This window comes from Thermostichus sp. OS-CIW-29 (genome assembly GCF_054058195.1).
Window position 1 is genome coordinate 1 of record NZ_JBSSAB010000009.1, and the last position, 20,593, is coordinate 20,593.

The 20,593-nt window shown below is 57.2% G+C and carries 18 protein-coding genes and 1 pseudogene; 9 read left to right on the forward strand and 10 right to left on the reverse strand.

What is annotated here, in order from left to right:
* Nucleotides 1-57: 57 nt before the first annotated feature.
* Nucleotides 58-426 carry a hypothetical protein gene (locus tag ACVWZJ_RS04910; protein ID WP_041436236.1) on the reverse strand — a complete coding sequence of 123 codons (369 nt, stop codon included), beginning with the start codon at nt 424-426 and terminating at the stop codon, nt 58-60.
* A 249-nt stretch (nt 427-675) separates the two neighbouring features.
* Between ACVWZJ_RS04910 and ACVWZJ_RS04915 the strand changes: the two genes are divergently transcribed.
* Complete coding sequence (locus ACVWZJ_RS04915) at nt 676-2,595, forward strand: ABC1 kinase family protein (RefSeq protein WP_011432269.1); 1,920 nt, start codon at nt 676-678, stop codon at nt 2,593-2,595.
* On the opposite strand, the gene ACVWZJ_RS04920 is transcribed toward ACVWZJ_RS04915, so the two are convergent.
* Nucleotides 2,592-2,990, reverse strand: coding sequence for a hypothetical protein (locus ACVWZJ_RS04920; RefSeq protein WP_414330450.1), 399 nt, complete (start codon nt 2,988-2,990; stop codon nt 2,592-2,594). The genes ACVWZJ_RS04915 and ACVWZJ_RS04920 overlap by 4 nt on opposite strands.
* Before the next feature lie 509 nt (nt 2,991-3,499).
* Between ACVWZJ_RS04920 and ACVWZJ_RS04925 the strand changes: the two genes are divergently transcribed.
* The 4 genes from ACVWZJ_RS04925 (at nt 3,500) to ACVWZJ_RS04940 (ending at nt 7,331) form a co-directional block, all read left to right on the forward strand.
* Entirely contained in the window at nt 3,500-4,390 is an 891-nt protein-coding gene (locus ACVWZJ_RS04925) for a prephenate/arogenate dehydrogenase (protein WP_457394987.1), read from the forward strand.
* 68 nt (nt 4,391-4,458) lie between these two features.
* Nucleotides 4,459-5,208, forward strand: coding sequence for a cytochrome c biogenesis protein CcdA (locus tag ACVWZJ_RS04930; protein WP_011432272.1), 750 nt, complete (start codon nt 4,459-4,461; stop codon nt 5,206-5,208).
* Nucleotides 5,209-5,319: 111 nt separating this feature from the next.
* Nucleotides 5,320-6,729 carry a cytochrome c biogenesis protein gene (locus ACVWZJ_RS04935; protein WP_011432273.1) on the forward strand — a complete coding sequence of 470 codons (1,410 nt, stop codon included), beginning with the start codon at nt 5,320-5,322 and terminating at the stop codon, nt 6,727-6,729.
* A gap of 341 nt (nt 6,730-7,070) precedes the next feature.
* Entirely contained in the window at nt 7,071-7,331 is a 261-nt protein-coding gene (locus ACVWZJ_RS04940; protein ID WP_011432274.1) for a ferredoxin-thioredoxin reductase variable chain, read from the forward strand.
* Here ACVWZJ_RS04940 and ACVWZJ_RS04945 read toward each other — a convergent pair.
* Complete coding sequence (locus tag ACVWZJ_RS04945) at nt 7,328-7,801, reverse strand: globin family protein (protein WP_011432275.1); 474 nt, start codon at nt 7,799-7,801, stop codon at nt 7,328-7,330. The two genes, ACVWZJ_RS04940 and ACVWZJ_RS04945, sit on opposite strands and share 4 nt — an antisense overlap.
* 260 nt (nt 7,802-8,061) lie before the next feature.
* On the opposite strand from ACVWZJ_RS04945, the gene ftsH reads away from it, so the two are divergent.
* A complete protein-coding gene (gene ftsH / locus ACVWZJ_RS04950) occupies nt 8,062-9,978 on the forward strand; it encodes an ATP-dependent zinc metalloprotease FtsH (protein ID WP_011432278.1) in 1,917 nt (638 codons plus the stop codon).
* 103 nt (nt 9,979-10,081) lie between these two features.
* On the opposite strand, the gene glgP is transcribed toward ftsH, so the two are convergent.
* The 3 genes from glgP to ACVWZJ_RS04965 form a co-directional block, all read right to left on the reverse strand.
* Nucleotides 10,082-12,283, reverse strand: coding sequence for an alpha-glucan family phosphorylase (gene glgP / locus ACVWZJ_RS04955; protein WP_041436239.1), 2,202 nt, complete (start codon nt 12,281-12,283; stop codon nt 10,082-10,084).
* Nucleotides 12,284-12,736: 453 nt separating this feature from the next.
* A complete protein-coding gene (locus tag ACVWZJ_RS04960) occupies nt 12,737-13,921 on the reverse strand; it encodes a SpoIID/LytB domain-containing protein (protein ID WP_071818140.1) in 1,185 nt (394 codons plus the stop codon).
* 273 nt (nt 13,922-14,194) lie between these two features.
* Nucleotides 14,195-14,710, reverse strand: coding sequence for a nucleoside deaminase (locus tag ACVWZJ_RS04965; RefSeq protein ID WP_011432282.1), 516 nt, complete (start codon nt 14,708-14,710; stop codon nt 14,195-14,197).
* A 210-nt stretch (nt 14,711-14,920) separates the two neighbouring features.
* Between ACVWZJ_RS04965 and ACVWZJ_RS04970 the strand changes: the two genes are divergently transcribed.
* Nucleotides 14,921-16,162, forward strand: a complete 1,242-nt coding sequence (locus ACVWZJ_RS04970) for an HhoA/HhoB/HtrA family serine endopeptidase (protein ID WP_457394995.1) — start codon at nt 14,921-14,923, stop codon at nt 16,160-16,162.
* Between the two features lie 63 nt (nt 16,163-16,225).
* A complete protein-coding gene (locus ACVWZJ_RS04975; protein WP_457394998.1) occupies nt 16,226-17,830 on the forward strand; it encodes a serine/threonine-protein kinase in 1,605 nt (534 codons plus the stop codon).
* A 35-nt stretch (nt 17,831-17,865) separates the two neighbouring features.
* Here ACVWZJ_RS04975 and ACVWZJ_RS04980 read toward each other — a convergent pair whose 3' ends face one another.
* The 4 genes and pseudogenes from ACVWZJ_RS04980 to ACVWZJ_RS04995 form a co-directional block, all read right to left on the reverse strand.
* The gene (locus tag ACVWZJ_RS04980) at nt 17,866-18,207 is read right to left on the reverse strand and encodes a hypothetical protein (RefSeq protein WP_414331053.1); all 342 of its coding nucleotides are present in this window, start codon (nt 18,205-18,207) and stop codon (nt 17,866-17,868) included.
* Nucleotides 18,185-18,520, reverse strand: a complete 336-nt coding sequence (locus ACVWZJ_RS04985) for a hypothetical protein (RefSeq protein WP_457395002.1) — start codon at nt 18,518-18,520, stop codon at nt 18,185-18,187. Before ACVWZJ_RS04985 ends, ACVWZJ_RS04980 begins: the two co-directional genes overlap by 23 nt.
* A 165-nt stretch (nt 18,521-18,685) precedes the next feature.
* On the reverse strand, nt 18,686-18,985 hold the full coding sequence (locus tag ACVWZJ_RS04990) for a hypothetical protein (protein WP_457395005.1): 300 nt from the start codon (nt 18,983-18,985) through the stop codon (nt 18,686-18,688).
* 389 nt (nt 18,986-19,374) lie between these two features.
* A pseudogene (locus ACVWZJ_RS04995) lies at nt 19,375-19,527 on the reverse strand (NAD(P)/FAD-dependent oxidoreductase); the annotation flags it as partial.
* Nucleotides 19,528-19,588: 61 nt separating this feature from the next.
* On the opposite strand from ACVWZJ_RS04995, the gene ACVWZJ_RS05000 reads away from it, so the two are divergent.
* Nucleotides 19,589-20,331 (forward strand): IS5-like element ISSoc13 family transposase gene (locus ACVWZJ_RS05000; RefSeq protein WP_457395007.1). Its coding sequence is split into 2 segments (ribosomal slippage): nt 19,589-19,907 and nt 19,907-20,331, totalling 744 coding nucleotides; the frame shifts between segments, so codons are not numbered across the junction.
* Nucleotides 20,332-20,593 lie beyond the last annotated feature (262 nt).

Sequence of the window (20,593 nt, forward strand, 5' to 3'; positions counted from 1 at the left end):
ACCAGCCTGGAGGTCCGGGCTTGTTTTGTTCTCTGGTAGAGCAGAGCAGGCTCAGGGCTACTGAAAGCCCGCTCCGTACCGCTTAGCGGTCGGAGTCGGGTAGTTTACGTAGATCATCAGTAAAGTTGTGCCGATGGAGAGCACTACCAAAGCCGGCACCACCCGCAGCAGGGATCCCCAAGGAATAGCAGCCCGCCAGTTGCCCCACAGCCGTCTCATCTGCAGATGGGCTTGCTGCCCCCGTCGCCAGCTCCAGATACAGGTGAGGACAAATGTAGCGCAATAGACAAAGTCGGCCAGCAGAGGATCGTCAGATGGGAGATGAAACAGCTGGGCCAAGGCGATGGCTCCCAAGCCTACCCCCAGGTTGATCACCAAGAAGGCCAACAGCAGGTGGCGCGCCTTAAGGGCTGCAAATCCGGTCACACTCGGCTCGGCAGGCCGTAGAGGGGGGGATCCAGACACAAAGGCAGAGATCGCGGTTTTCCCATTTTAGGTTTGGCGGGGATCCCCGTAGGTGGGCTGCTGTCACCTTCTCCGGGAGAGGATGAAGATCCTTTTCTGAAGGTTTGGCCGGCCTTTTCAAGCCCAATCGAGCAGGCTGGTGGCTGTCTCCGAGGGTCGCCAGGCTGAGCCAGCAAGTTAAGATGTGTTACGGAATCCGTTGGGGCATCTATGGGCGCAACACCGGTAGTGACAATAGCAGCGAGGCAGGATGGCTTGGGTTCTGGGGCTGTCTCCATCCCTCCGGCAGATCTGGGGGTGGTTCCTGAGCCAAGCTTGCGTTACGACCCAGAGCAGTTGGCCAAGCAATATCGAGGGCGCTGGGATCTGGTGGTGCGGCGCCTGTTTCAGTTGATCACCCCCTTTTTGGGCTTGTTGGCCTGGGTGTTTTGGGATCGCTGGCGGGGAGTAGAACTGAAGAATCGCCCGAAACATGCGGCCCGGCTACGGGAGATCCTCACGGAATTGGGGCCGACAGCCATCAAAATCGGCCAAGCCCTCTCCACCCGTCCCGATCTGGTTTCGCCCCTGTTTCTGGAGGAGCTGGCCAAACTGCAGGATGAGCTGCCCCCCTTCGAGAATGCCATTGCTTTTGCCCTCATCGAGTCGGAGATCGGCAAACCCATAGACAAAATCTTTCGAGAGATCAGCCCTGAACCGATTGCCGCCGCCAGCTTGGGGCAAGTGTACCAGGCCTACTTGCACAGCGGGGAGAAAGTCGCCGTCAAGGTGCAGCGGCCCGACTTGATTGGGCGCATCTCTCTCGACATGTATATTGTCCGCAGCCTGGCCGCCTGGGCCAAACGCACTTTCCGCCGCATCCGCAGCGACCTGGTGGGCATCGTCGATGAGTTTGCCGGGCGCCTCTACGAAGAAATGGACTACACGCAGGAGGGCCGCAATGCCGAGCGGTTCCTGGCGCTGTACCGTCACCCCTCCATCTACGCTCCCAAAATTTACTGGGAGTACACCCGCACCAAGGTGCTGACGATGGAGTGGATTGATGGCATCAAGCTGACTCAGGTTGACAAAATCGCTGCTGCGGGGCTGGATGGACGGCACTTGATCGAGATCGGTGTCAATTGCTCCCTCAAGCAGCTTTTGGAAAATGGCTTTTTCCACGCCGATCCCCACCCGGGCAACCTCTTGGCCATGTACGACGGGCGGCTGGCCTATATCGATTTCGGCATGATGAGCACCATCGCGCCCCATCAGCGCTACGGCCTGATCAAGGCGATTGTGCATTTGGTAAACCGAGACTTTGCCGGGCTGGCCCAAGACTACGTGGACTTGGAGTTCCTGGATCCAGATACCGACCTGACTCCCATCATCCCTGCTCTGGAAGCTGTCTTCGCCGAAGCGATGGGCAAATCGGTCTCCGAACTGAATTTCAAGAGCATCACCGATCGGCTCTCGGGGGTGATGTACGACTTTCCCTTTCGAGTTCCCGCCTACTACGCCTTGATCATCCGCTCTTTGCTCACCCTGGAAGGGATCGCCATCGGCCTGGATCCCAACTTTAAGGTGTTGAGCGTGGCCTATCCCTACGTGGCTCAGCGCCTGCTCACCGACCCGGCCCCGGAGCTGCGCGTATCCCTGCGGGAGCTGCTGTTTAACCAGGGGCAATTTCGCTGGAACCGCCTGGAGAACCTGCTGCGCAACGCCGTCAACAGCGAGGATTTTGACCTGCAGGGATCCCTGGAAAAGGCCGTTGATTTTATCTTTTCTGAGCGGGGCGCTTTCCTGCGGGAGCGCCTAGTGGATGTGCTCTTCTCCAGCTCGGGATCCCAGGGCGGCTCAGATGGCTTGGCTCATTTGCAGCGTCTGTGGGAACTCCTCAGCAGCAACCCAAGCTTTCAGCCGCTGCAGCTTCTGCCGATTGTTGCCAAGGTGGCTGCCAAACCGGAAGCTCAACAACTGGGCCGTCAATTGGCCTCCCGCTGGTTGCAACGCTCGGCAGCTCGCCTCATCCGCGACCTGCTATTGCCGGATACAGAAAAGCCCAGTTCACCCTCTTCCCTCAACGGGCGTGGCGGGATCCCTGGGCCAGCAACCTCTGCTTCTACCGCTCAACTTCCCCTTCCGGCCTAGCTCAGGTGCTCTTGGGGGGCAGTATCGCTGTTGGGGTTAACAGAGGCCAGAGCCAGCGTAATCCACTCGGAAAATTCATCGCGGCGGAAAACCTGGGGGCGGGAGCGGGGGCCAAAACGCAGCAGGCTGGGCATGCCGTGCTCCTTGAGTCGAGACTGTAGCCAGGTGCCCACACCGGTTTTGCCATCGTTGGGCATTTCGGTTTGGAAGTCACTGTACATCAACAACAACTGGCTGCGAGATTGGAGCACCGCATTCTCTTGAATTAACTTCGGCAAGGAGAGATGGGTGGCTGAGACTGCCCCTTTGCTCCCTTTGGCCGATTCACGACGACGGTCGCGCGGGCGCGGGTTAGTGCTTTCACGGCTCTTGCGGGTTTTGGGTTCACTAGGCATAGAATCTCCTAAACGACAGAGTGCTCCCCAACGGGGGTTAAAGCGGGAACTCGCAGGCCAAAAGCCGAGCCCGCTGTGAAAGTGGCTCGATGGGTACAGTTCTGGAGAATCGCTGAGAAGAGGGACACCTGCTCTTGAGTAAGCGAAGAAGAACTGCGCTGAGCCGGCACGAAAGGCTGGGATCCCTTCGGCGCAACAGCAGTCCACAGCGGGCCGATCTCCTGCTAATACATCCAAGGCCTGCCCTTGTTTTTCCTGTCGGAGGCCAGTTTGGCTACCACGAATCCGCAGGGTAAGCAAGCCCGGATGTTACCCCTATATTGACTTAAAAATGGACAAGTGGACAGTCCCTGGCCGAGAATTTAGCTGCTGCGGCGGGAGCTTCGGAAGGAACTAGGCTTGCCCGCCGGTGGCGAGTATCGCTGAGCTACGGGAGTAGCCTCCTACTACACCTGGAAGCGGTTGTTGGTGGTGTCAAAAAAGGAGTTTCACTGGCTTACTGAGATACTATGCGCATTGCCATTGTCGGGTTGGGGTTGATTGGCGGATCCCTGGCCCTCAAACTGACCGAAAAGGGATATTCCGTCTGGGGGATAAGCCGCAACCCGGCCACCTGCAAACAGGCTCTGGAACGGGGTGCTGTCCAAGGCTGTGGAACCGAGTTGGCCCAGTTGGCCCGCTTTGATCCGCAAATGGTGCTGATCTGTACCCCTCTGGAGCAGGTGTTGGCCACGCTAGCCGCCCTGTTGCCTTATTTGTCGGCAGAAACCGTAGTGAGCGATGTCGGCTCGGTTAAGCAGCCCATCGTTGCTCCGGCAACCGAATTGTGGCCCTGGTTTGTGGGGGGGCACCCCATAGCCGGCAAAAGCCTGCAAGGGATCCAAGCGGCAGAAGCTGACTTGTTTCGGGGGCGGCCTTACGTGCTCACTCCCATCGCCGAGACCCAACCTCAGGCTCTCGATGCGGTGAAAGAACTGATTGCTGCTGTTGGCGCAGAAGCTGTCCTCACGGATCCCGCACGCCATGACCGAGCGGTGGCCTGGATCAGCCATTTGCCAGTTATGGTCAGCGCCAGTTTGATCGCAGCGGTTAGCCAAGAAGGGGATCCCGCGATTCTGGAATTGGCCCGCACTTTGGCCAGCAGCGGATTCCGCGATACCAGCCGTGTTGGCGGAGGGATCCCGCAATTGGGTTTGGAAATGGCCCGCCACAACCGACAGGCGCTGCTGACTGCCCTGCACAGCTACCAAGCCCAGTTACGACAGATAGAGCAGTTGATCGCTGGCGAAAGGTGGGACGAATTGCTCCTGGTGCTGCAACGAGCTCAACAGGAATGGCAGCAGTTCCCCGTCAACCATCCTCGCGAAATTCTCCACAACCTGGGCGGTGGGAATGGATAGCAAAGATATCTTGAACGGGCTCGGGGATCCTTCATGCTACCTTGGGCTTATGTTGACAGATTGAGCTTATGTTGAATGCGGCTCAGCTCTGGCTTTACCACCTAGAACAATGGGCAACTGAGCTGGTTCAGTTTCAACTGCAGCACCTTTCTCCCGTTAGTCTGTTGGTGGTGGGTCTGGCGGGCTTGCTCACCAGTCTTTCCCCCTGCACGTTGTCTATGCTGCCGGTGACCATCGGCTACATCGGCGGCTACACCCCCGCTTCTGAGGAAACGGCTGGGGAAGGGCGGTGGCAAGTTTGGGCTCAATCTTTGGGTTTTGCGGCTGGGGTGGCTTTTACCCTGACCCTGCTGGGTTTGTCGGCAGCTTTGCTGGGTCGCGTTTACGGACAAACCGGATCCTTCGGGCCTGTTGTGGTGGGGGGAATTGCTATTTTGATGGGGCTGAACTTGTTGGAGGTGATCCCCCTGCGTTTTCCCGATTGGTTTAACCGCCTCGAGATTCCCGGAGAATGGCCCAGGCTGGGTCGGGCAGTGTTGCTGGGGTTAACCTTTGGCCTGGTGGCCTCTCCCTGCAGTACGCCGGTTTTGGTGGCTTTGCTGGCCTGGGTTTCCACCACAGGGCAACCCTGGGTAGGGGGTGGGCTGTTGCTGGCTTACGGGCTGGGGTTGGCCTTTCCCCTGCTCCTGGCGGGGGTGTTTACCGGGTTGGTGAAGCAACTGTTGGCCCTGCGGCGCTGGTCGGGCTGGCTCACTTATGCCAGTGGGGTGGTGTTGGTGGGGTTCGGCAGCGTAACGATCCTGTCGGCCTGGGTCTAAGGGATCCCTGCTGCTGCAGGCTAAGATGGGGCTACACCTACAGCACCCTGTTGGGGACTGCACCTTGCCTGGCAAGAGCAGCGGTCTGAATCTTGAGCCGACAAACTTCTCATGGTCATATACTCTCTCCCGCTTGCCCGCTGGGTTTCCTCGCTGCGGCGGTACTTTCGTCATGAGCTGCTGCCGCTGCTGGCGGATCTGCGCCTGGCCATTGGCCTTTTGTTGGCAATTGCGGTCTTGAGCGCCACCGGCACGGTGATCGAGCAAGAGGAAACGGCGGCTTTTTATCAGGCTCACTATCCAGAGCATCCGGCCCTGTTTGGCTTTCTCACCTGGCGGGTGATCCTGAGCTTGGGATTGGATCACGTCTACCGCACCCCTTGGTTTCTGGCCATTTTGATCCTGTTCGGCAGCAGCCTTGCCGCCTGTTCCCTGACGCGCCAATGGCCGATGTTGAAGAGGGCCCGCCGTTGGAGCTATCTCACCCGCCCGCAGTCTTTTCAGCGCCTGCCGTTTCGGACGTATCTGCCTCAGCAATCTTTACAAGGTCTGCCGCAGCAGTTGCGTCGACAGGGCTATCTGGTGTTTCAGGAGGGCCATTACCTCTACGCCCGCAAAGGGTTAATCGGCAGGATCGGCCCCATCTTGGTGCATGTCAGCATGCTGCTGATCTTGCTGGGGGCCATTTGGGGCAGCATTAGCGGCTTCAAGGCCCAAGAACTCATTCCCAGCGGCGGCGTGGCTTCCATTCAACACTTGACCGGAGCAGGGGATCTGGCTCGCGCTCACTTGCCTACCTGGCAAATTCGGGCCAATCGCTTCTGGATTGACTACGCTGCCGATGGCCGGGTCAAGCAGTTTTATTCCGACCTCTCGATTTTGGATCAGGGTCAGGAGGTTAAACGTCAGACCATTTCCGTCAACCATCCTCTCTCCTACCGGGGTGTGACCCTTTACCAAGCCGATTGGAGCATCGACAGCATCCGCATCCGCATCAACAACAGCCCCACTTTTCAAATCCCGGTGGTGCCGGTGCGTACCGAGGCAGGCAACAAACTCTGGGGCGCTTTTGTGCCCACCCAGCCGGACATGAGCCAGGGACTCACGCTGCTGCTGCCGGATTTGCAGGGGACAGCCCTGCTCTACGACACTGAAGGGCAATGGATGGGATCCCTGCGCCAAGGCATGAGCTTGGCCCTCGACGAGGTCGCTCCCCAACGCTTCCCCAACCCCCTCACTCTGTATCTGGATGAGGTGATCGGCGCTACCGGACTGCAAATTAAATCGGATCCAGGGATCCCTGCGGTGTATCTCGGATTTGGCCTGTTGATGGTGGGGGTGGTGATGAGCTACTTCAGCTACAGCCAAATCTGGGCTTTGCAAACGGAGACGGGGCTCTACTTGGGGGGCAAAACCAACCGGGCCTTGGTCACCTTCGAGCGAGAATTCGACCGCTTGGTGGAGCAACAAAAGGTCGCCTTCTCTCTTTCCCAGATCCCGGTGGAAGCTGAGATTGGCTAGACGCAGCTTTTTCCGGCGAAACCAGCCTCCTGCCCAATAGGGATCCCATGAGGTTGAAAGCCCTCATTTGATTTTCCTTGCCACACCCTAAAGTTCTCTGGAAGGATGTATACAATGCAGGGATCCAGTGGCCAGTCAGGGGGATCCCTTGGGTCGGGCTCATGGCTTGAGTTTGAGGGAATGTTCTCGGGTCATCCAAAGTGAGAGGGAACTTGAGAAAAATGCAAACTACTGTTTCAGTTTCCACACACTTCTCCACATCCGGAAAGCTTGCTTAGAGATTGAGTTAGAGTGTTTCCAGTCGGTTCCTGCAGTATGCTGCCTTTTCAGGAGGGCAAGACATGAAAGTTGGAGATCGGGTGCGGGTGCGTACCAGCGTGATTGTCTATCACCACCCGGAACATCGCAATCAACCTTTCGACCTCAAAGGCATGGAAGGGGAGCTGAAGGCCGTGATTCGGGATTGGAATGGCCGCCCGATCAGCGCCAACTTTCCCTTTCAGGTGCAGTTTGACAACAAGTTCCGTGCCCATCTCCAGGCTGATGAGCTGGAGGTGGTGGAGTCGGCTGGTTCTGGAGAGTCTGCTGAGACGGCTGCCTAGTTGAGGCCCAACAGCGTGCGGTTGGTTTCCAGAATCGGCCTGATCAACTTGGTTTCTTCGGGGGTGAGGTAATTGGCTATCACTTCTTGTAGGAAGCGATAGGTGGCCTCGCAACTGCGTTGGGTGCGGAAGGCTCGCATCAGTGTTTGGAACCAGTAGAGAAATCGATCTTTGTAGCGTTGCTCATCGTCCAGGAGCATGGCCAAAGCCGAAAGGCGCAAAACCCGCACGGTGTCAGCCTTCCACTTGTTGCTGAAGTCTTCCACCCCTCGCATGAGCAAGTAGGGATCCAGCGCGCGCATTTTCATCTCCACATCCCGGATGATCTGGGCCTCCGCCGCCTGAATCTTGCGATAGGCGCTCAGGCGAAGGTCAAAGGAGGCTAGATAGGTCTCCATGAACTGCAGCTCCTCATCCCTGAGATAGCGCCCGTCGGCAGCGATGCTCAGTTCGCGCAGTTGAGTCAGCATAGGGATCCCTGGGCAAGCTGGAATGAGAATGGAAAAAACACCACCTATCCTGGCTGACGGCACAGCCTTGGTCTCTCAATCCTATCCCCAAACTCCCGGCCAGAAGAGGGGAATTGCAGGGATCCCCGGCAACCCTCTCAGTCAGGTTAATATTAATTAACAGTCTGTTGCTGCAAGAACCCACCCGACCCCAGATTGTTACCCATAGGTCACCATCTGCGAGTTCGATTCAAAAACACCCTTTGGGAGGAAACACTTCCGTGAGTCAGAAAGGTAAAAACAAGAAATGGAGAAGCGCGGGGTTATATGCGCTGCTGGCCATCGTCTTGATCTCTTTAGCCACCACCTTCTTGGGTAATCGCCCGCCTGAGCGTTTGGAGATCAGCTACTCCGACCTGATCAGCCGCGTCGAACGGGGCGAGGTCAGCAAAGTTTTGGTGGAGACGGCCCCGGATGGTCGCCAGGTTGCCATCGCCGAGGCAGAAATCAACAACCGCGCCACCCAAGTGCAGGTGAATCTGCCCCCCCTTACCCCCGAGTTTGAGAACACCCTGGTTGCCAACGGGGTGGAGCTGGCCGTGCGTCCTGTCCAAGAGGAGGGGCTACTCGGGCGCATTCTCAGCACCTTCTTCCTGCCAGTTTTGCTCTTGCTGGGGCTCTTTTTCCTGCTGCGGCGGGCTCAAAATGGCCCAGGCAGCCAAGCTCTCAACTTCGGCAAATCCAGGGCACGGGTGCAAATGGAGCCGAAAACCCAAATTACCTTCAACGATGTGGCCGGCATCGATCAGGCCAAGCTGGAGCTGGCAGAAGTGGTGGATTTCCTGAAAAACTCAGAGCGCTTCACCGCTTTGGGAGCCAAGATTCCCCGCGGGGTGCTGCTGGTGGGCCCGCCCGGCACCGGTAAGACCCTGTTGGCCCGCGCCGTAGCCGGAGAAGCAGGTGTGCCCTTTTTCTCCATTTCCGGCTCCGAGTTTGTGGAGATGTTTGTTGGGGTCGGCGCTTCTCGCGTGCGGGATCTGTTCGAGCAGGCCAAGCAAAATGCTCCCTGCATCGTCTTCATCGATGAAATTGATGCAGTCGGTCGCCAGCGGGGAGCTGGCTTGGGAGGTGGCAACGACGAACGGGAGCAGACCCTGAACCAGTTGCTCACCGAGATGGACGGTTTTGAGGGCAACTCCGGTATCATCGTCATTGCGGCCACCAACCGACCGGATGTGCTGGATGCGGCGCTGCTGCGGCCCGGTCGCTTCGACCGCCAAGTTACGGTGGATCGCCCCGATTTTCAGGGCCGGCTAGAAATCCTCAAGGTGCATGCCCGCGGCAAAACCCTGTCTGCCGATGTGGATCTGGAGAAATTGGCCCGCCGTACCCCTGGGTTTACCGGTGCCGATTTGGCCAACCTCCTGAACGAAGCAGCCATTCTGGCAGCCCGCCGCAACCTCACCGAGATCTCCATGGACGAGATCAACGACGCGGTGGATCGGGTGTTGGCCGGCCCAGAGAAGAAGGATCGGCTGATGAGCGAGCGGCGCAAGGAATTGGTGGCCTACCACGAGGCGGGCCATGCCCTGGTGGGATCCCTCTTGCCCAACTACGATCCCATCCAAAAAGTGACGATCATCCCCCGGGGACAAGCAGGTGGCCTCACCTGGTTCATGCCCAGCGATGACGACATGGGACTAACCACCCGTGCCCATCTGAAGAACATGATGACTGTTGCCTTGGGTGGGCGCGTGGCCGAAGAAGTGGTCTATGGAGAGTCGGAGATCACCACAGGGGCAGCCAGTGACCTGCAGCAGGTGGCCCGCATCGCCCGCAACATGGTGACCCGCTTTGGCATGAGCGACCGACTGGGCAATGTGGCCCTGGGCCGCCAATACGCCAACATTTTCCTGGGCCGGGAGATCGCCGCAGAACGGGATTTCTCGGAGGAAACAGCAGCCCTCATCGACGAAGAGGTGCGGCGGCTGGTGAACGAGGCCTACCAACGGGCTACCTACTTGATTCGAGAAAACCGCGCCCTCTTGGATCGGATCGCCCGTCGTTTGGTGGAGGCCGAAACCATCGATGGGGAAGAGCTGCAGGCCATCATCGACAACTCTGAGGTGGTGATGTTGCCCCCCGAAGAGGAGCCAGAGCCGCTGACTCTGCCTATGGCCGTCAACGCTGGCGCCTAGTCTCTTGTCCCCAAGCTCAAACTTGGGATCCCTGCTTTTCCTCTTGAGGAGAGAGGGATCCCAATGTTTTGTATGATTTGCGCTGGGAGAGGGGGAGTCCACCCTAGCCGGCAACAGCCGAACCCAACAAAGTCCGGCTCGCCTCTGCTTCCAGGGGCTGAGGCTCGTAGATTTTCAGCACGTACTCCGCTACCATGCGGTCGGTGTTGAAAACGGGGTTGAGCGTGCGGATCGCCTCCTTCATGCGGGCAATCCAACGACGTGGGATCCCTTTCTCATCCCGGTCGTAGAACATGGGGATTACTTCATACTCCAACAAGTCGTAGAGGGAGTTGGCGTCCAAGTCGTCTTGGGCAGCGGGATCCAGACCTTCGATTTCTTGGCCAATAGCCCAGCCATTGCGACCGTTGTAACCCTCCGGCCACCAGCCATCCAGCACCGACAAATTCAATCCCCCACTGAAGCCCACCTTTTGCCCTGAGGTGCCAGAGGCTTCCAGAGGGCGTCGCGGGTTGTTCAGCCACACATCGACCCCCTGCACCAAATTGCGACCGACATAGGCATCGTAGTTTTCGATGAAGGCGACCCGGTTGGCCACCTCAGGCCGGTTCGACCATTCCACCACCCGCTGGATCAGGCGCTTGCCCCCTTCATCCCGCGGATGGGCCTTGCCGGCGAAGATAATTTGCACAGGGTACTCTTTGTTGGTGAAGATGCGGGTAATTCGCTCCAGATTTCGCAGGATCAAATCTCCTCGCTTGTAGGTGCTGAAGCGACGGGCAAACCCAATCGTCAAGACCTTGGGATCCAGCAACTGGTTGACCGCTTGGATGCGTTCGTTGCTTTCGCCGCGATTGCGCCGGGCCCGCAACACCCGGTGACGGGTGAAAGACACCAGCCGCTCCCGCAGAGCTTCTTTGCGCCGCCACAGTTCTTCATCTGGGATCTCTTCCACCTTGGCCCACAGTTCCGGGTCTGACACCCGCTCCGGCCAATCGGGGCCCAAGTACTGGTCGTAGAGATTCCAGAAGAGGGGGGAAACCCAGGTACGGGCGTGAACCCCATTGGTAATGGAGCTGATGGGCACCTCATCCACCGATCGCTCAGGGTAGAGCACATGCCACATTTCGCGAGAAACCCGTCCGTGGAGCTTGCTTACGCCATTGGCTGCCCGCGCGTACCGCAAAGCCAGCACCGTCATGTTAAAGCGCTCCCAGGGATCCCCGGTGCGCCGAGCTCCCAAAGCCAAAAATTGTTCCCGCGTCAGGCCCAGTTGAGGCCAGAAGGAGGCAAAGAACGCATCCATCTCATTGGGGCTAAAGGCATCGTGGCCAGCCGGCACCGGTGTATGGGTGGTAAACACACATTTTTCCCGCACCTTGGCCTCCGCCGTCTCGAAGGGGGTGCCCCGCGCCACTTCCTCCCGCAGCAACTCCAGCGTTAGGAAAGCAGCGTGCCCTTCATTCATGTGATAGACCATGGGATCCAAACCCAACTGGCGCAGCAGACGCACCCCACCGATACCCAGGATGCACTCTTGGGCGATGCGGGTATCGGTGCTGCCCCCGTAGAGGTGGGCGGTAATCCAGCGGTCGATGGGGTCGTTCTCCGGCAGGTCGGTGTCCAGCAGAAAGAGCGGCACCCGGCCCACGTCTGCTCGCCAGGCACGCGCCTTCACCAACCGCTGCCGCATCGCCACTTCCACCAACAGAGGGCTGCCATCCGGCTGGCGCACCAGAGTCAACGGCAGAGACTCAAACTCAGAGTCTTCGTAAAGCTCCCCCTGCCAGCCATTGTTGTCCAGGCGCTGTTGGAAGTAGCCCTGACGGTAGAGCAACCCGATGGCCACCAGGGGCACTCCCAAATCTGAAGCCGACTTGAGGTGATCGGCGGCCAACATACCCAGCCCGCCAGAGTAGGTGGGCAAAGACTCGTGCAAGCCGTATTCGGCACAGAAATAGGCAATAGGACGCTGCCAGTCGTAGGTTTTCATGGTGCGCTTGGCCCAGGTATCCTCAGCCGTCATGTACTGCCGATAGGACTGCACCATCCGGTTCAACGTGTTGAGGTAGTTCACATCGGTGGCCAAGGCTGCCAACCGCAAGTAGGAAACCTCCTCCAGCATGCGCACCGGGTTGTGGGAGGTTTTTTCCCACAGGGCGGGATCCATTTCCCGGAAAATGGTGAGGTGATCCGGGTTCCAGGTCCACCAATAGTTGCGGGCGATCTCGCACAGGGGCGTGAGCGCTTCCGGCAGCACCGGACAACGTTCGGGAAAAGCAGGAGCTAAGGTGGCAATGGACATAGGACAGATACCTGGGGTTAAAGTTATGGGCTCGAAAAAGAAGAGGTAGAGGTCGATCCTGGTAAACGTATCTCAAAATTATTATTGAGCCGATCCTGAGGATTCTGAGGGGGGAATTCAAGATCTCTACAAAATCTTCAGGGGACGTAACCCAAATTTTCCAGGGCTTCTCTCGATCTTGTCATAGCAGCGCGGAGCCTTCAAAAGCAGCGTTCACAGGCAGCCCAGCTTTCGATTCCGGCAGAAGCTGCCCGTCTAGAAGCTGCCCGTCTATCGTAAGAGATGGTGCAACATTAGAGTTAACTCAAAGTTAACAAAATCTACAGAACCCCAACGAACCCTTGGGGAACCCCTCCGGTTCAATTAAAATGCTGCTTCTCATAAGCTCTTAAAAACTGCAGCTACTTTTGCTACCAATCGATGATTTTGTTGGCTTCTCCTTGAAGTTGAGCCTTAACGTCCTTCCACCACTGCCAGACTGGTGTTGCGGTAGTAGTGGCTGAGGATCTGTTGGTAAGAGTAGTTTTGGCTGGCCAGGGCGGCAGCTCCCCACTGGCTCATGCCCACCCCGTGCCCGTAGCCCCGCCCATGAATCTCAAAGAAAGCTGGGAATGTCCCTGCCACAGGAGCCAGGCTGGCCGTAGTGGCGGCCTCCCCGCGCGGGCTAATGGCAATCTTTGTGCTGCGCAACCCAAGAGCCCGACGAAAATCGCCGGCATTGAGATCTCTGATCCCTTGGGATCCCGTCAAGCGCACCGTGATTGCCCGTCCCCACGGGGAGCTGCGCAGTACCTCCACAGAACGAATGGCACCGATCCCGGCAGCCAATTGCTGAATCTGTTGGGCAGGAACGGTGGCCGTCCAGCTAAACACCGGTGAGTGCTGATCGAAATCCGGCACCCCCTGTAAGTAGGGCCGCGATTCTAACCAGACGTTGCCTGCATCATCTGTATGTCCCCCCGCAGAGGAGTGGAAAACCGCATTGATCAACTGCCCCTGGTAGATGAGAACCTGCCCGGCGGTCTCACGGGCAGCCGCTTGGGTACGGCTGGATTCGGCAGCCACTCCCTTGTAAACCTGCCAATCAATCCCGTTTCCTAAGTCAAAAGGCTGCTGGGAACGGCGACTGCGGTGGTAGAGGGCATAGGTGCGGGAGGCCACGGCTTGGGCTTTAAGAGCCTCCATGGGAAAACGGTGTCCCATCTCGCTGCCCACCACGCTGGAAACGTAGTCCTCCAAGCCAACTTGGTTGATGGCAATCACCCCACGCTCGCCAGGGATCAGCTCCACCAAGCCACGGTACCAATTCTGGTCGATAAACACTAACCCATCGGAGGTGGTGGGCTGTAGGTAAAGACGTTCTCCCTGTTGGCCGGCCAAACTGACTGCTGAACCCGAACGGCTGGCCTGCAGCGGTTGCATGGCCTGAACCTCTGCCAGCGGCTGTCCCTGGGCATTCAATAGGCGGGCTCCGGTAGAGCTGCCGACGGTGACCTGGGGCTTGTTGACGGCAATACCTACCCGCAGCAGCACCCGTGCCTGCACCGGAAAGGTCAAGCACAGCCAAGCCCAAACCAGAAGGGCAATACTCCTAAGCCAAGCTGATGGGAGAGGAGAAAAGGAGAGGGCAATAGTCACACACCAATCCTCTGTGAAAGACTACCCGCCGCTGGGCATAGCCAGCGAGGGATCCCAGACAAGTCGGGTTTTGAGAATCCAGGCATAGGGCCGACGCACCCTCAACAACCCAAGCGGCCACCGTTGGGCTCAAGAGATCCCGCACTCGGAAAGCCTTTTTTGAGGCTGGTGCGGGATCCCGGGCAAGGGCCAGCCGAACCCGTTATGACAGTATCAAAAACATCCTGCAGATGCACGACTTCAACCCAGAATTTTCCGCCCCCAGTCCCTCGGTCAGGATTCAGCCGGCTCAGAGGGGATCCCGCGCCGGCGGCAAAACCACTGCTGCAATAGGCGGCGACACTCGGCCTCGCAGACTCCGCCGATGACCTCCGGGCAATGGAAGCTGGCGGCAGAAGCTGGCAAATTGAGCACGCTGCGCAGTGCTCCGGCCTTGGGATCATCGGCGCCGTAGATTACCTGGGCCAGCCGCGATTGGCTGATTGCCCCCGCACACATGGGGCAGGGCTCCAGGGTCACATACAGCCGACAGCCCTGCAGCTGCCAATCGCCCAAGCGCTGCCCTGCCTGCCGTAGGGCCAGAATCTCCGCATGGGCCGTGGGATCCCGATCCCGTTCCCGCCGGTTGCTGCTCAAAGCCAGCAACTTTTCCCCTGGCCCCACCACCAGAGCGGCCACCGGAACCTCTCCGGCTTCTCCCGCTTGCTCAGCTTCTCGCAAGGCCAACTGCATCCAGGCGCGGTGGCGCTGCCACAGATCCCACCCTTGCGGCTCGGAGGAATGGAGCATACTCGGATCCCCGATCATTTTGGGCGTTTCGAGCACTGCCTCTGTCCGCAAGATTTGCTAGGGTAAGCACACATACCCCGAACATCCAAAAGTAAAGAGTAGGAATAGATAGAATAGACCAGGAGTGAACTGGGTCTTGATGGCGTAAGTCGGGGGAGCGGGTTCACGCCTTTTGAGTCTTGGCGATACGGCTTAGCTTTGGGAGGGAGCATGGCGCGGATTCTACGGCATACACTTTTGGCGATGGCTCTGTTTGGTGGAGGCGTCGCAGGTGGGGTCTGGCTATCGTCTCGAGCGGGGCAGGAGTGGTTACAGCAAACTCCCCTGATCACTTGGACGCGACGGGCCAGTGAGGGAGTGGGATCCCTTTTGCCCTGGTCTGAGCCCCGCCCTGAGGCTGCGAATTCTGCTCCTCCCGCCGATGCTGTCCGGCCTTCCAATTTTATTGCTGCAGTCGCCCAAAAGGTCGGCCCAGCGGTGGTGCGCATCGATGCCACCCGCACTGTGTCGAGGGGGGTCAACCCAGAACTGTTCAACCAGCCCCTGTTTCGCCGCTTCTTTGGAAATCAGATACCGCAGTTGCCGCAGGAGTTTCAGCAGGAGGGCACCGGATCGGGCTTTATCATCGACGCCAGTGGCCTGATCCTCACCAACGCCCATGTGGTGGAAGGCAGCGAGCGGGTCAGGGTTCACCTGCTGGATGGGCGCACCTTTGAAGGGGAGGTGAAGGGCTCAGACCCGGTTACCGATATCGCGGTGATCAAGATTGAGGGGGAGAATCTGCCCACGGTTACTTTGGGCAACTCTGACTTGGTGCGACCGGGGGATTGGGCCATCGCCATTGGCAACCCGCTGGGCCTGGACAATACCGTAACTGCTGGGATCATCAGCGCCGTCGGGCGCTCCTCCGGGCAAATTGGGGCTGTCAACAAGCGGGTGACTTTCCTGCAAACGGATGCGGCCATTAACCCCGGCAACTCGGGTGGCCCACTGCTGGATGCGGAAGGGCGTGTGATTGGGGTGAATACGGCCATCTTCCAGCGAGCTCAGAGCGTCGGCTTTTCCATCCCCATCAACCGCGCCATGGAAATTGCCGAGCAATTGATCCGGAATGGTCGGGTAGAGCACGCTTTCTTGGGCATTCGCATGATCACCCTCAACCCCGACATTGTGGCCCGCCTCAACCGCGACCCCGCTCGTCCCACCACGCTGACAGTGGAAGAAGGGGTCTTGATCGGGCAGGTGATTTCGGGATCCCCGGCTGAGGAGATTGGCTTGCGGGAGGGGGATGTGATCACTGAAATCAATGGGCAGGCCATCCGCGATGCCGAACAGGTGCAGCAGTTGGTGGAAGCCGCTGGGGTGGGCAATACGCTGACGCTGCGGGTCATCCGCGATGGACAAGCGCGCACCTTCCAGGTGAAAACTGGAGTGCTGCCCGTAGACTTCTAAGCAGTTTTATGTGCCGTCAATTTGATCCCCGTGACACAATGGCCCTAGAGGCGGGGGTCAGGTATGGCTTGGGCAGTTGGTGAACAATTGCAAGGGGGACGCTACCGCATCGAGGCCGTTTTGGGGGAGGGGGGCTTCGGCATTACCTACCGGGCCTGGGATAGCGTTCGTGCCGACCAGGTGGTTATCAAAGTTTTGAACGACAGCCTTCGTGAGGATCCCGACTATCCCCACTTCCAGCAGAACTTCATGAACGAGGCGCTGCAACTGGCCCGCTGCCGCCACCCCCATGTGGTGAAGGTGGAAGAGGTGATCTGGGAGCAGGAGCGCTGGTGTATTGTGATGGAGTACATCCGCGGCCAGACTCTGCACCAGCTTCTGCGGCAAAAAGGGCCGTTGCCCCTGCCGGAAGCCCTGCGCCTGACGCGGGAGGTGGGATCCGCCCTGATGGCCTTGCACGAACAGGGGATCCTGCATCGGGATGTGAAGCCATCCAACATCATGGTGCGGGAGGGATCCGGGCAGGCAGTTTTGATCGACTTTGGCCTAGCTCGCGGCTACACCCAAGGTCTGATCCAACGCCACACCTCCTACGGCACCGATGGCTATGCTCCTCTAGAGCAATACGACAGCTTGCGCCGCCGCGGCGCCTTCACCGATGTCTACGCCTTGGCAGCAACCCTCTACACGGCGCTGACGGGGATGGTGCCTATGTGTGCGCCAGTGCGGGCCACAGGCCGCCAGTTGGATACCCCTCGCAGCCTTAACCCCAACATTCCCGAGGTTGTGGAGGCTGCCATTCTCAAAGGGATGGCTCTCCACCCAGAAGAGCGCCCGCAAACCATGGCCGAGTGGCTGGCACTGTTACCGGCAGAAGCCTCTCAACAAGGGAGGAAGCCGGTTGCTTTTGAGCCAGCCATCCGCACCCAAGAGCTGAGGGAGCTGGAGCAGATCTTGGCCCAGCCTCCAGAACCCCAAGACGAGCTGGAACAGCTCCTGTCCCGGCACTCGGCGGAAGAGCTAGAGCAACTGGTGGCACCTCCCACCCCTGCCACTGCCAAAAAAGCTGGAAGAGAAGAGGGATCCGGATCCCTGATTTTTCCTGAGGTCTGTCCAGAGGAGAGAGGGAAGGGGGGATCCCTGCCCGGAACTCTCTCTTGGCCAGAGTGGGTGGGGGAAGCAGCCCCTGCCTTGCAAGGTCTGTGGGATCGGCTGCGAGCGGGGCAGTGGGGGGAGGCGGATCGCTGGACGACAGCCCTGATGCTGAAGCTTGCTGGGCGCTCGCAAGTGGGCTTTTTTGATCCCAAGGATGTTCAGGCCTTCCCCTGCCCCATGCTGCGGCTGATTGACCAACTGTGGGTGCGGGCCAGCCATGGGCGCTTTGGCTTTAGCGTTCAAAAGCAACTGTGGCAAGGATGCGACCCCGGAGGAACCTCAATAGGCAGATCGCGATCCTTCTCCGCCTTGCCCCGCGAAGAGTGTATGGGGGAAGCCGTGGGTTGGCGGATCCAAGGTCGCTGGCTGGGGTACGGCGAGCTCAAAACCAGCCTGGATGCACCGCCAGGACATCTGCCTGTCGGCTTTTTTTGGGGCTACTCGGGTGGCTTGCGCTCGGCGCTGCTGACGCTGGATCGAGTGGTGCTGAAAAAGCTAAAAGCCTGTTTCTAAAAAACCTGGCTTGAAATGACTAAAATGGGTAGCCATCAATTCTTGAAAGGGGAGATGCTCTTTTCTTGTGGGTTTTCGCGAATAGCTAGACCCAAGTGAATCAATGCCGTCTCAACGGTATTGACCTGCTCTGCTAAAGTTTTCCACCCTCTTGCCTTTAAGCCATAACATTTGCCAAAGTAAGCTCGAGCTGCTGCAAAGGAAGCAAAGGTTTTTTTAAGAGTCGCTACGGTCCAGGGCTTGGCATTCAGCCGCAGCCAATTTCGTTGACCTTGCTGCTGTTGCTCGGTGATGAGTTGGTCTGTCAAGCTAACAAGCTCAGCATAGTTGCGCCGCGAGGTCGCGATTGCCGTTTCAAGACTCTCGATGAGACCCATGGTTGTTCTCCTGAGGCAACTTCCCTTGATAAGACTCCTGTTCTTTCTCCTGAAGCAACTTTCTAGAACCGGCAGAGAGCAAGTTGGTTTCAAAAACAGACTTGATGTTGTTCAGGTAACTTTGCAATAAGCTCTTAACCCATAGGATGGGAATTTGGTTTACCGCATTCTGAAGCTGGTCGAAGAGATGCTTGAGCTGCTTCAGAGCTACGATAGCATGACCGAGAACTTCTTGCGCTTGAAGCTGCTCTTCCACAAGCTCTCTCATTCTGTTGGCTAGCCGCTGATTCTCAAGTTCTTTCTCGGTGAGCAAACTAAGAGCTGCTTCCTCAGTCTCGACTATTTTAAATTCAAGTTTTTGGTTCTGCTCTTCCAGAAACTCAATCTGCTTAGTTAGTAAATCCGCCTCAACCCTAAAGCTAACACCTCTATTCGCTGGAAAGCTAATAAGTAGGTCGCTGTACTCTTGCTCTTGAAGCTACAGCTCTCTGAGTACAGGCTCTGCTAGTTCGGATAAGACTTTGTGAGCTAATCCTACTTTCAAAGTATCTCCGCCGCCGTGTCCGGGAATAGGAATTCTTAAATCACCCCGAACAGCCTGCGTGCTATGTCTGGCACGTCGCTGAACAATTTCCCAGCCCCACTCTTTTGCTTGACGCAAAATATCCCGTTTTCGCCAATTCCTTGGAGCCTGAATAATGGCTTGGATATTTCTCTGCTGCTCTATAATTTCATTTCGCCTCTTGATGAGATACCCTAGCTCTTCTTCGTCGGACATATGATAACATCCTTAGATGAGACTTTCACACTTAGCCTATCCGGTCTTTACGGAGACTAGGGGAAAGTTATGCGGCAAAGCCTTACATCTCAAAAAACATTGATACTAAGAAATATTTTGTAGCTTTGTCCGCGATCTTCCTCAGTAATTCCCAGGACAATCTAGAGGCAGTCAGACTTGGTTCTGCTTGCGAAAAAGGGTGAGTGGCTGGGGTTGGGGAGCTTACAGCCGGCTTGGAAGGGCCAAAAATCACCTGCCGGTGGGCTGTTCCGCGAATACTCAGGCGGCCTGCGCACGGCGCTGCCGATGCTGAAAAGGCTAAAAGCCTGCCTCTAAAAAAACTCCCCTCTCCCAGAGGAGAGGGGTCAGGGGCGAGGGATCCAAGAGCCTTAGTAGCGATGCACCAACTTGTTGATGGGCTTGAAGATGTCCGCCTCAAACTTTTTGCCCTTGAGCATGCGGTTCCAATAGAGCCAGGGTAATAGATGCACCTTGGCTAGGTACATGGAGTAGCGCTCCCGCGTTGGGTCCAGGGGGAAGGAGGGAGCTAGGTCGTGTTGATCTTATGTTAGGATAGAGAGAATAATTTATAGAGGAAAGAGGATGAAGTTGGTTTTTTTAGATGAAAACAAATGGCAGAAGATATTGGCTTTTTTACAGACAGAAGAGAGAGTTAACATTGGGAAAGAAGCAAACTGCAAACAGTTTATTGAAGCAGTTCTTTGGATAGCCCGTTCCGGTGCTCCTTGGCGCTACCTCCCAGAAGGATATGGCAAATGGTACACCATCTATCAAAGATTCCACCGGTGGAGTCGTTTTGGAGTGTGGGAACGGATGTTCAAGTATTTTATTGACGACCCTGATTTAGAGCATCTCATTATTGATTCAACCATGGTTCGAGCGCACTCCTGTGCTGCCGGAAAAAAGGGGAGCAAGCTTTGGGGAGAAGCCGAGGGGGATACAGCACCAAGATTCATGTGAGTGTAGATGGGTTGGGAAATCCGCTGGAATTGAGAATAACTGGCGGAGAAAAGAGCGATATTACTCAAGGGGAAGAATTGATAGAGGGCTGGCAGAGAAAGGATACCAAAGTAATTGGGGATAAAGGATATGATGCGGATAAGTTGATTGAGAAGATAGGGGAAGCTCAAGCGGTTATTCCGCCTAAAAGGAATAGAAAGACGCAGCGGCATTATGACAAGCATCTGTATAAAGAGAGGCATTTAATCGAATGCTTTTTTCATAAGTTAAAGCAGTACCGGCATCTATGTTCTCGTTTTGACAAATTGGCCAGGAACTTCTTGAGTTTTCTCTATCTCGTCAGTGCTCTCTTTTGGCTCAAATGAAAGATCAACACAACCTAAAAAGATAATGGTATAGCATGCAGGGATCCATGTATCCCGACGCTAACCCTGCGGGTAGAGCGCGGGGCTTGTTGCCCCCGCACCCCCGTTGGTTAAACATTAGGTTGCCCAGGAAAGGGATCCCAGCGGCACTCACGTTGTATTATTGGCTACTTCAGCCGGCAGGTCGAGCCTCTTTTGGGGAATCGGGCTAGATTGGATCCCACTGTTGATTTCTGCTGTCCACTTCTAGGGTTCTGGCGGC

Bases quoted from the DNA above. Each gene is read 5' to 3' on its own strand.
- ACVWZJ_RS04915 (WP_011432269.1), top strand. From the start codon at position 676: ATGGGCGCAACACCGGTAGTGACAATAGCAGCGAGGCAGGATGGCTTG.
- ACVWZJ_RS04920 (WP_414330450.1), bottom strand. From the start codon at position 2,990: ATGCCTAGTGAACCCAAAACCCGCAAGAGCCGTGAAAGCACTAACCCG.
- ACVWZJ_RS04925 (WP_457394987.1), top strand. From the start codon at position 3,500: ATGCGCATTGCCATTGTCGGGTTGGGGTTGATTGGCGGATCCCTGGCC.
- ACVWZJ_RS04930 (WP_011432272.1), top strand. From the start codon at position 4,459: ATGTTGAATGCGGCTCAGCTCTGGCTTTACCACCTAGAACAATGGGCA.
- ACVWZJ_RS04935 (WP_011432273.1), top strand. From the start codon at position 5,320: ATGGTCATATACTCTCTCCCGCTTGCCCGCTGGGTTTCCTCGCTGCGG.
- ACVWZJ_RS04940 (WP_011432274.1), top strand. From the start codon at position 7,071: ATGAAAGTTGGAGATCGGGTGCGGGTGCGTACCAGCGTGATTGTCTAT.
- ACVWZJ_RS04945 (WP_011432275.1), bottom strand. From the start codon at position 7,801: ATGCTGACTCAACTGCGCGAACTGAGCATCGCTGCCGACGGGCGCTAT.
- glgP (WP_041436239.1), bottom strand. From the start codon at position 12,283: ATGTCCATTGCCACCTTAGCTCCTGCTTTTCCCGAACGTTGTCCGGTG.
- ACVWZJ_RS04965 (WP_011432282.1), bottom strand. From the start codon at position 14,710: ATGCTCCATTCCTCCGAGCCGCAAGGGTGGGATCTGTGGCAGCGCCAC.
- ACVWZJ_RS04970 (WP_457394995.1), top strand. From the start codon at position 14,921: ATGGCGCGGATTCTACGGCATACACTTTTGGCGATGGCTCTGTTTGGT.
- ACVWZJ_RS04975 (WP_457394998.1), top strand. From the start codon at position 16,226: ATGGCTTGGGCAGTTGGTGAACAATTGCAAGGGGGACGCTACCGCATC.
- ACVWZJ_RS04980 (WP_414331053.1), bottom strand. From the start codon at position 18,207: ATGGGTCTCATCGAGAGTCTTGAAACGGCAATCGCGACCTCGCGGCGC.
- ACVWZJ_RS04990 (WP_457395005.1), bottom strand. From the start codon at position 18,985: ATGTCCGACGAAGAAGAGCTAGGGTATCTCATCAAGAGGCGAAATGAA.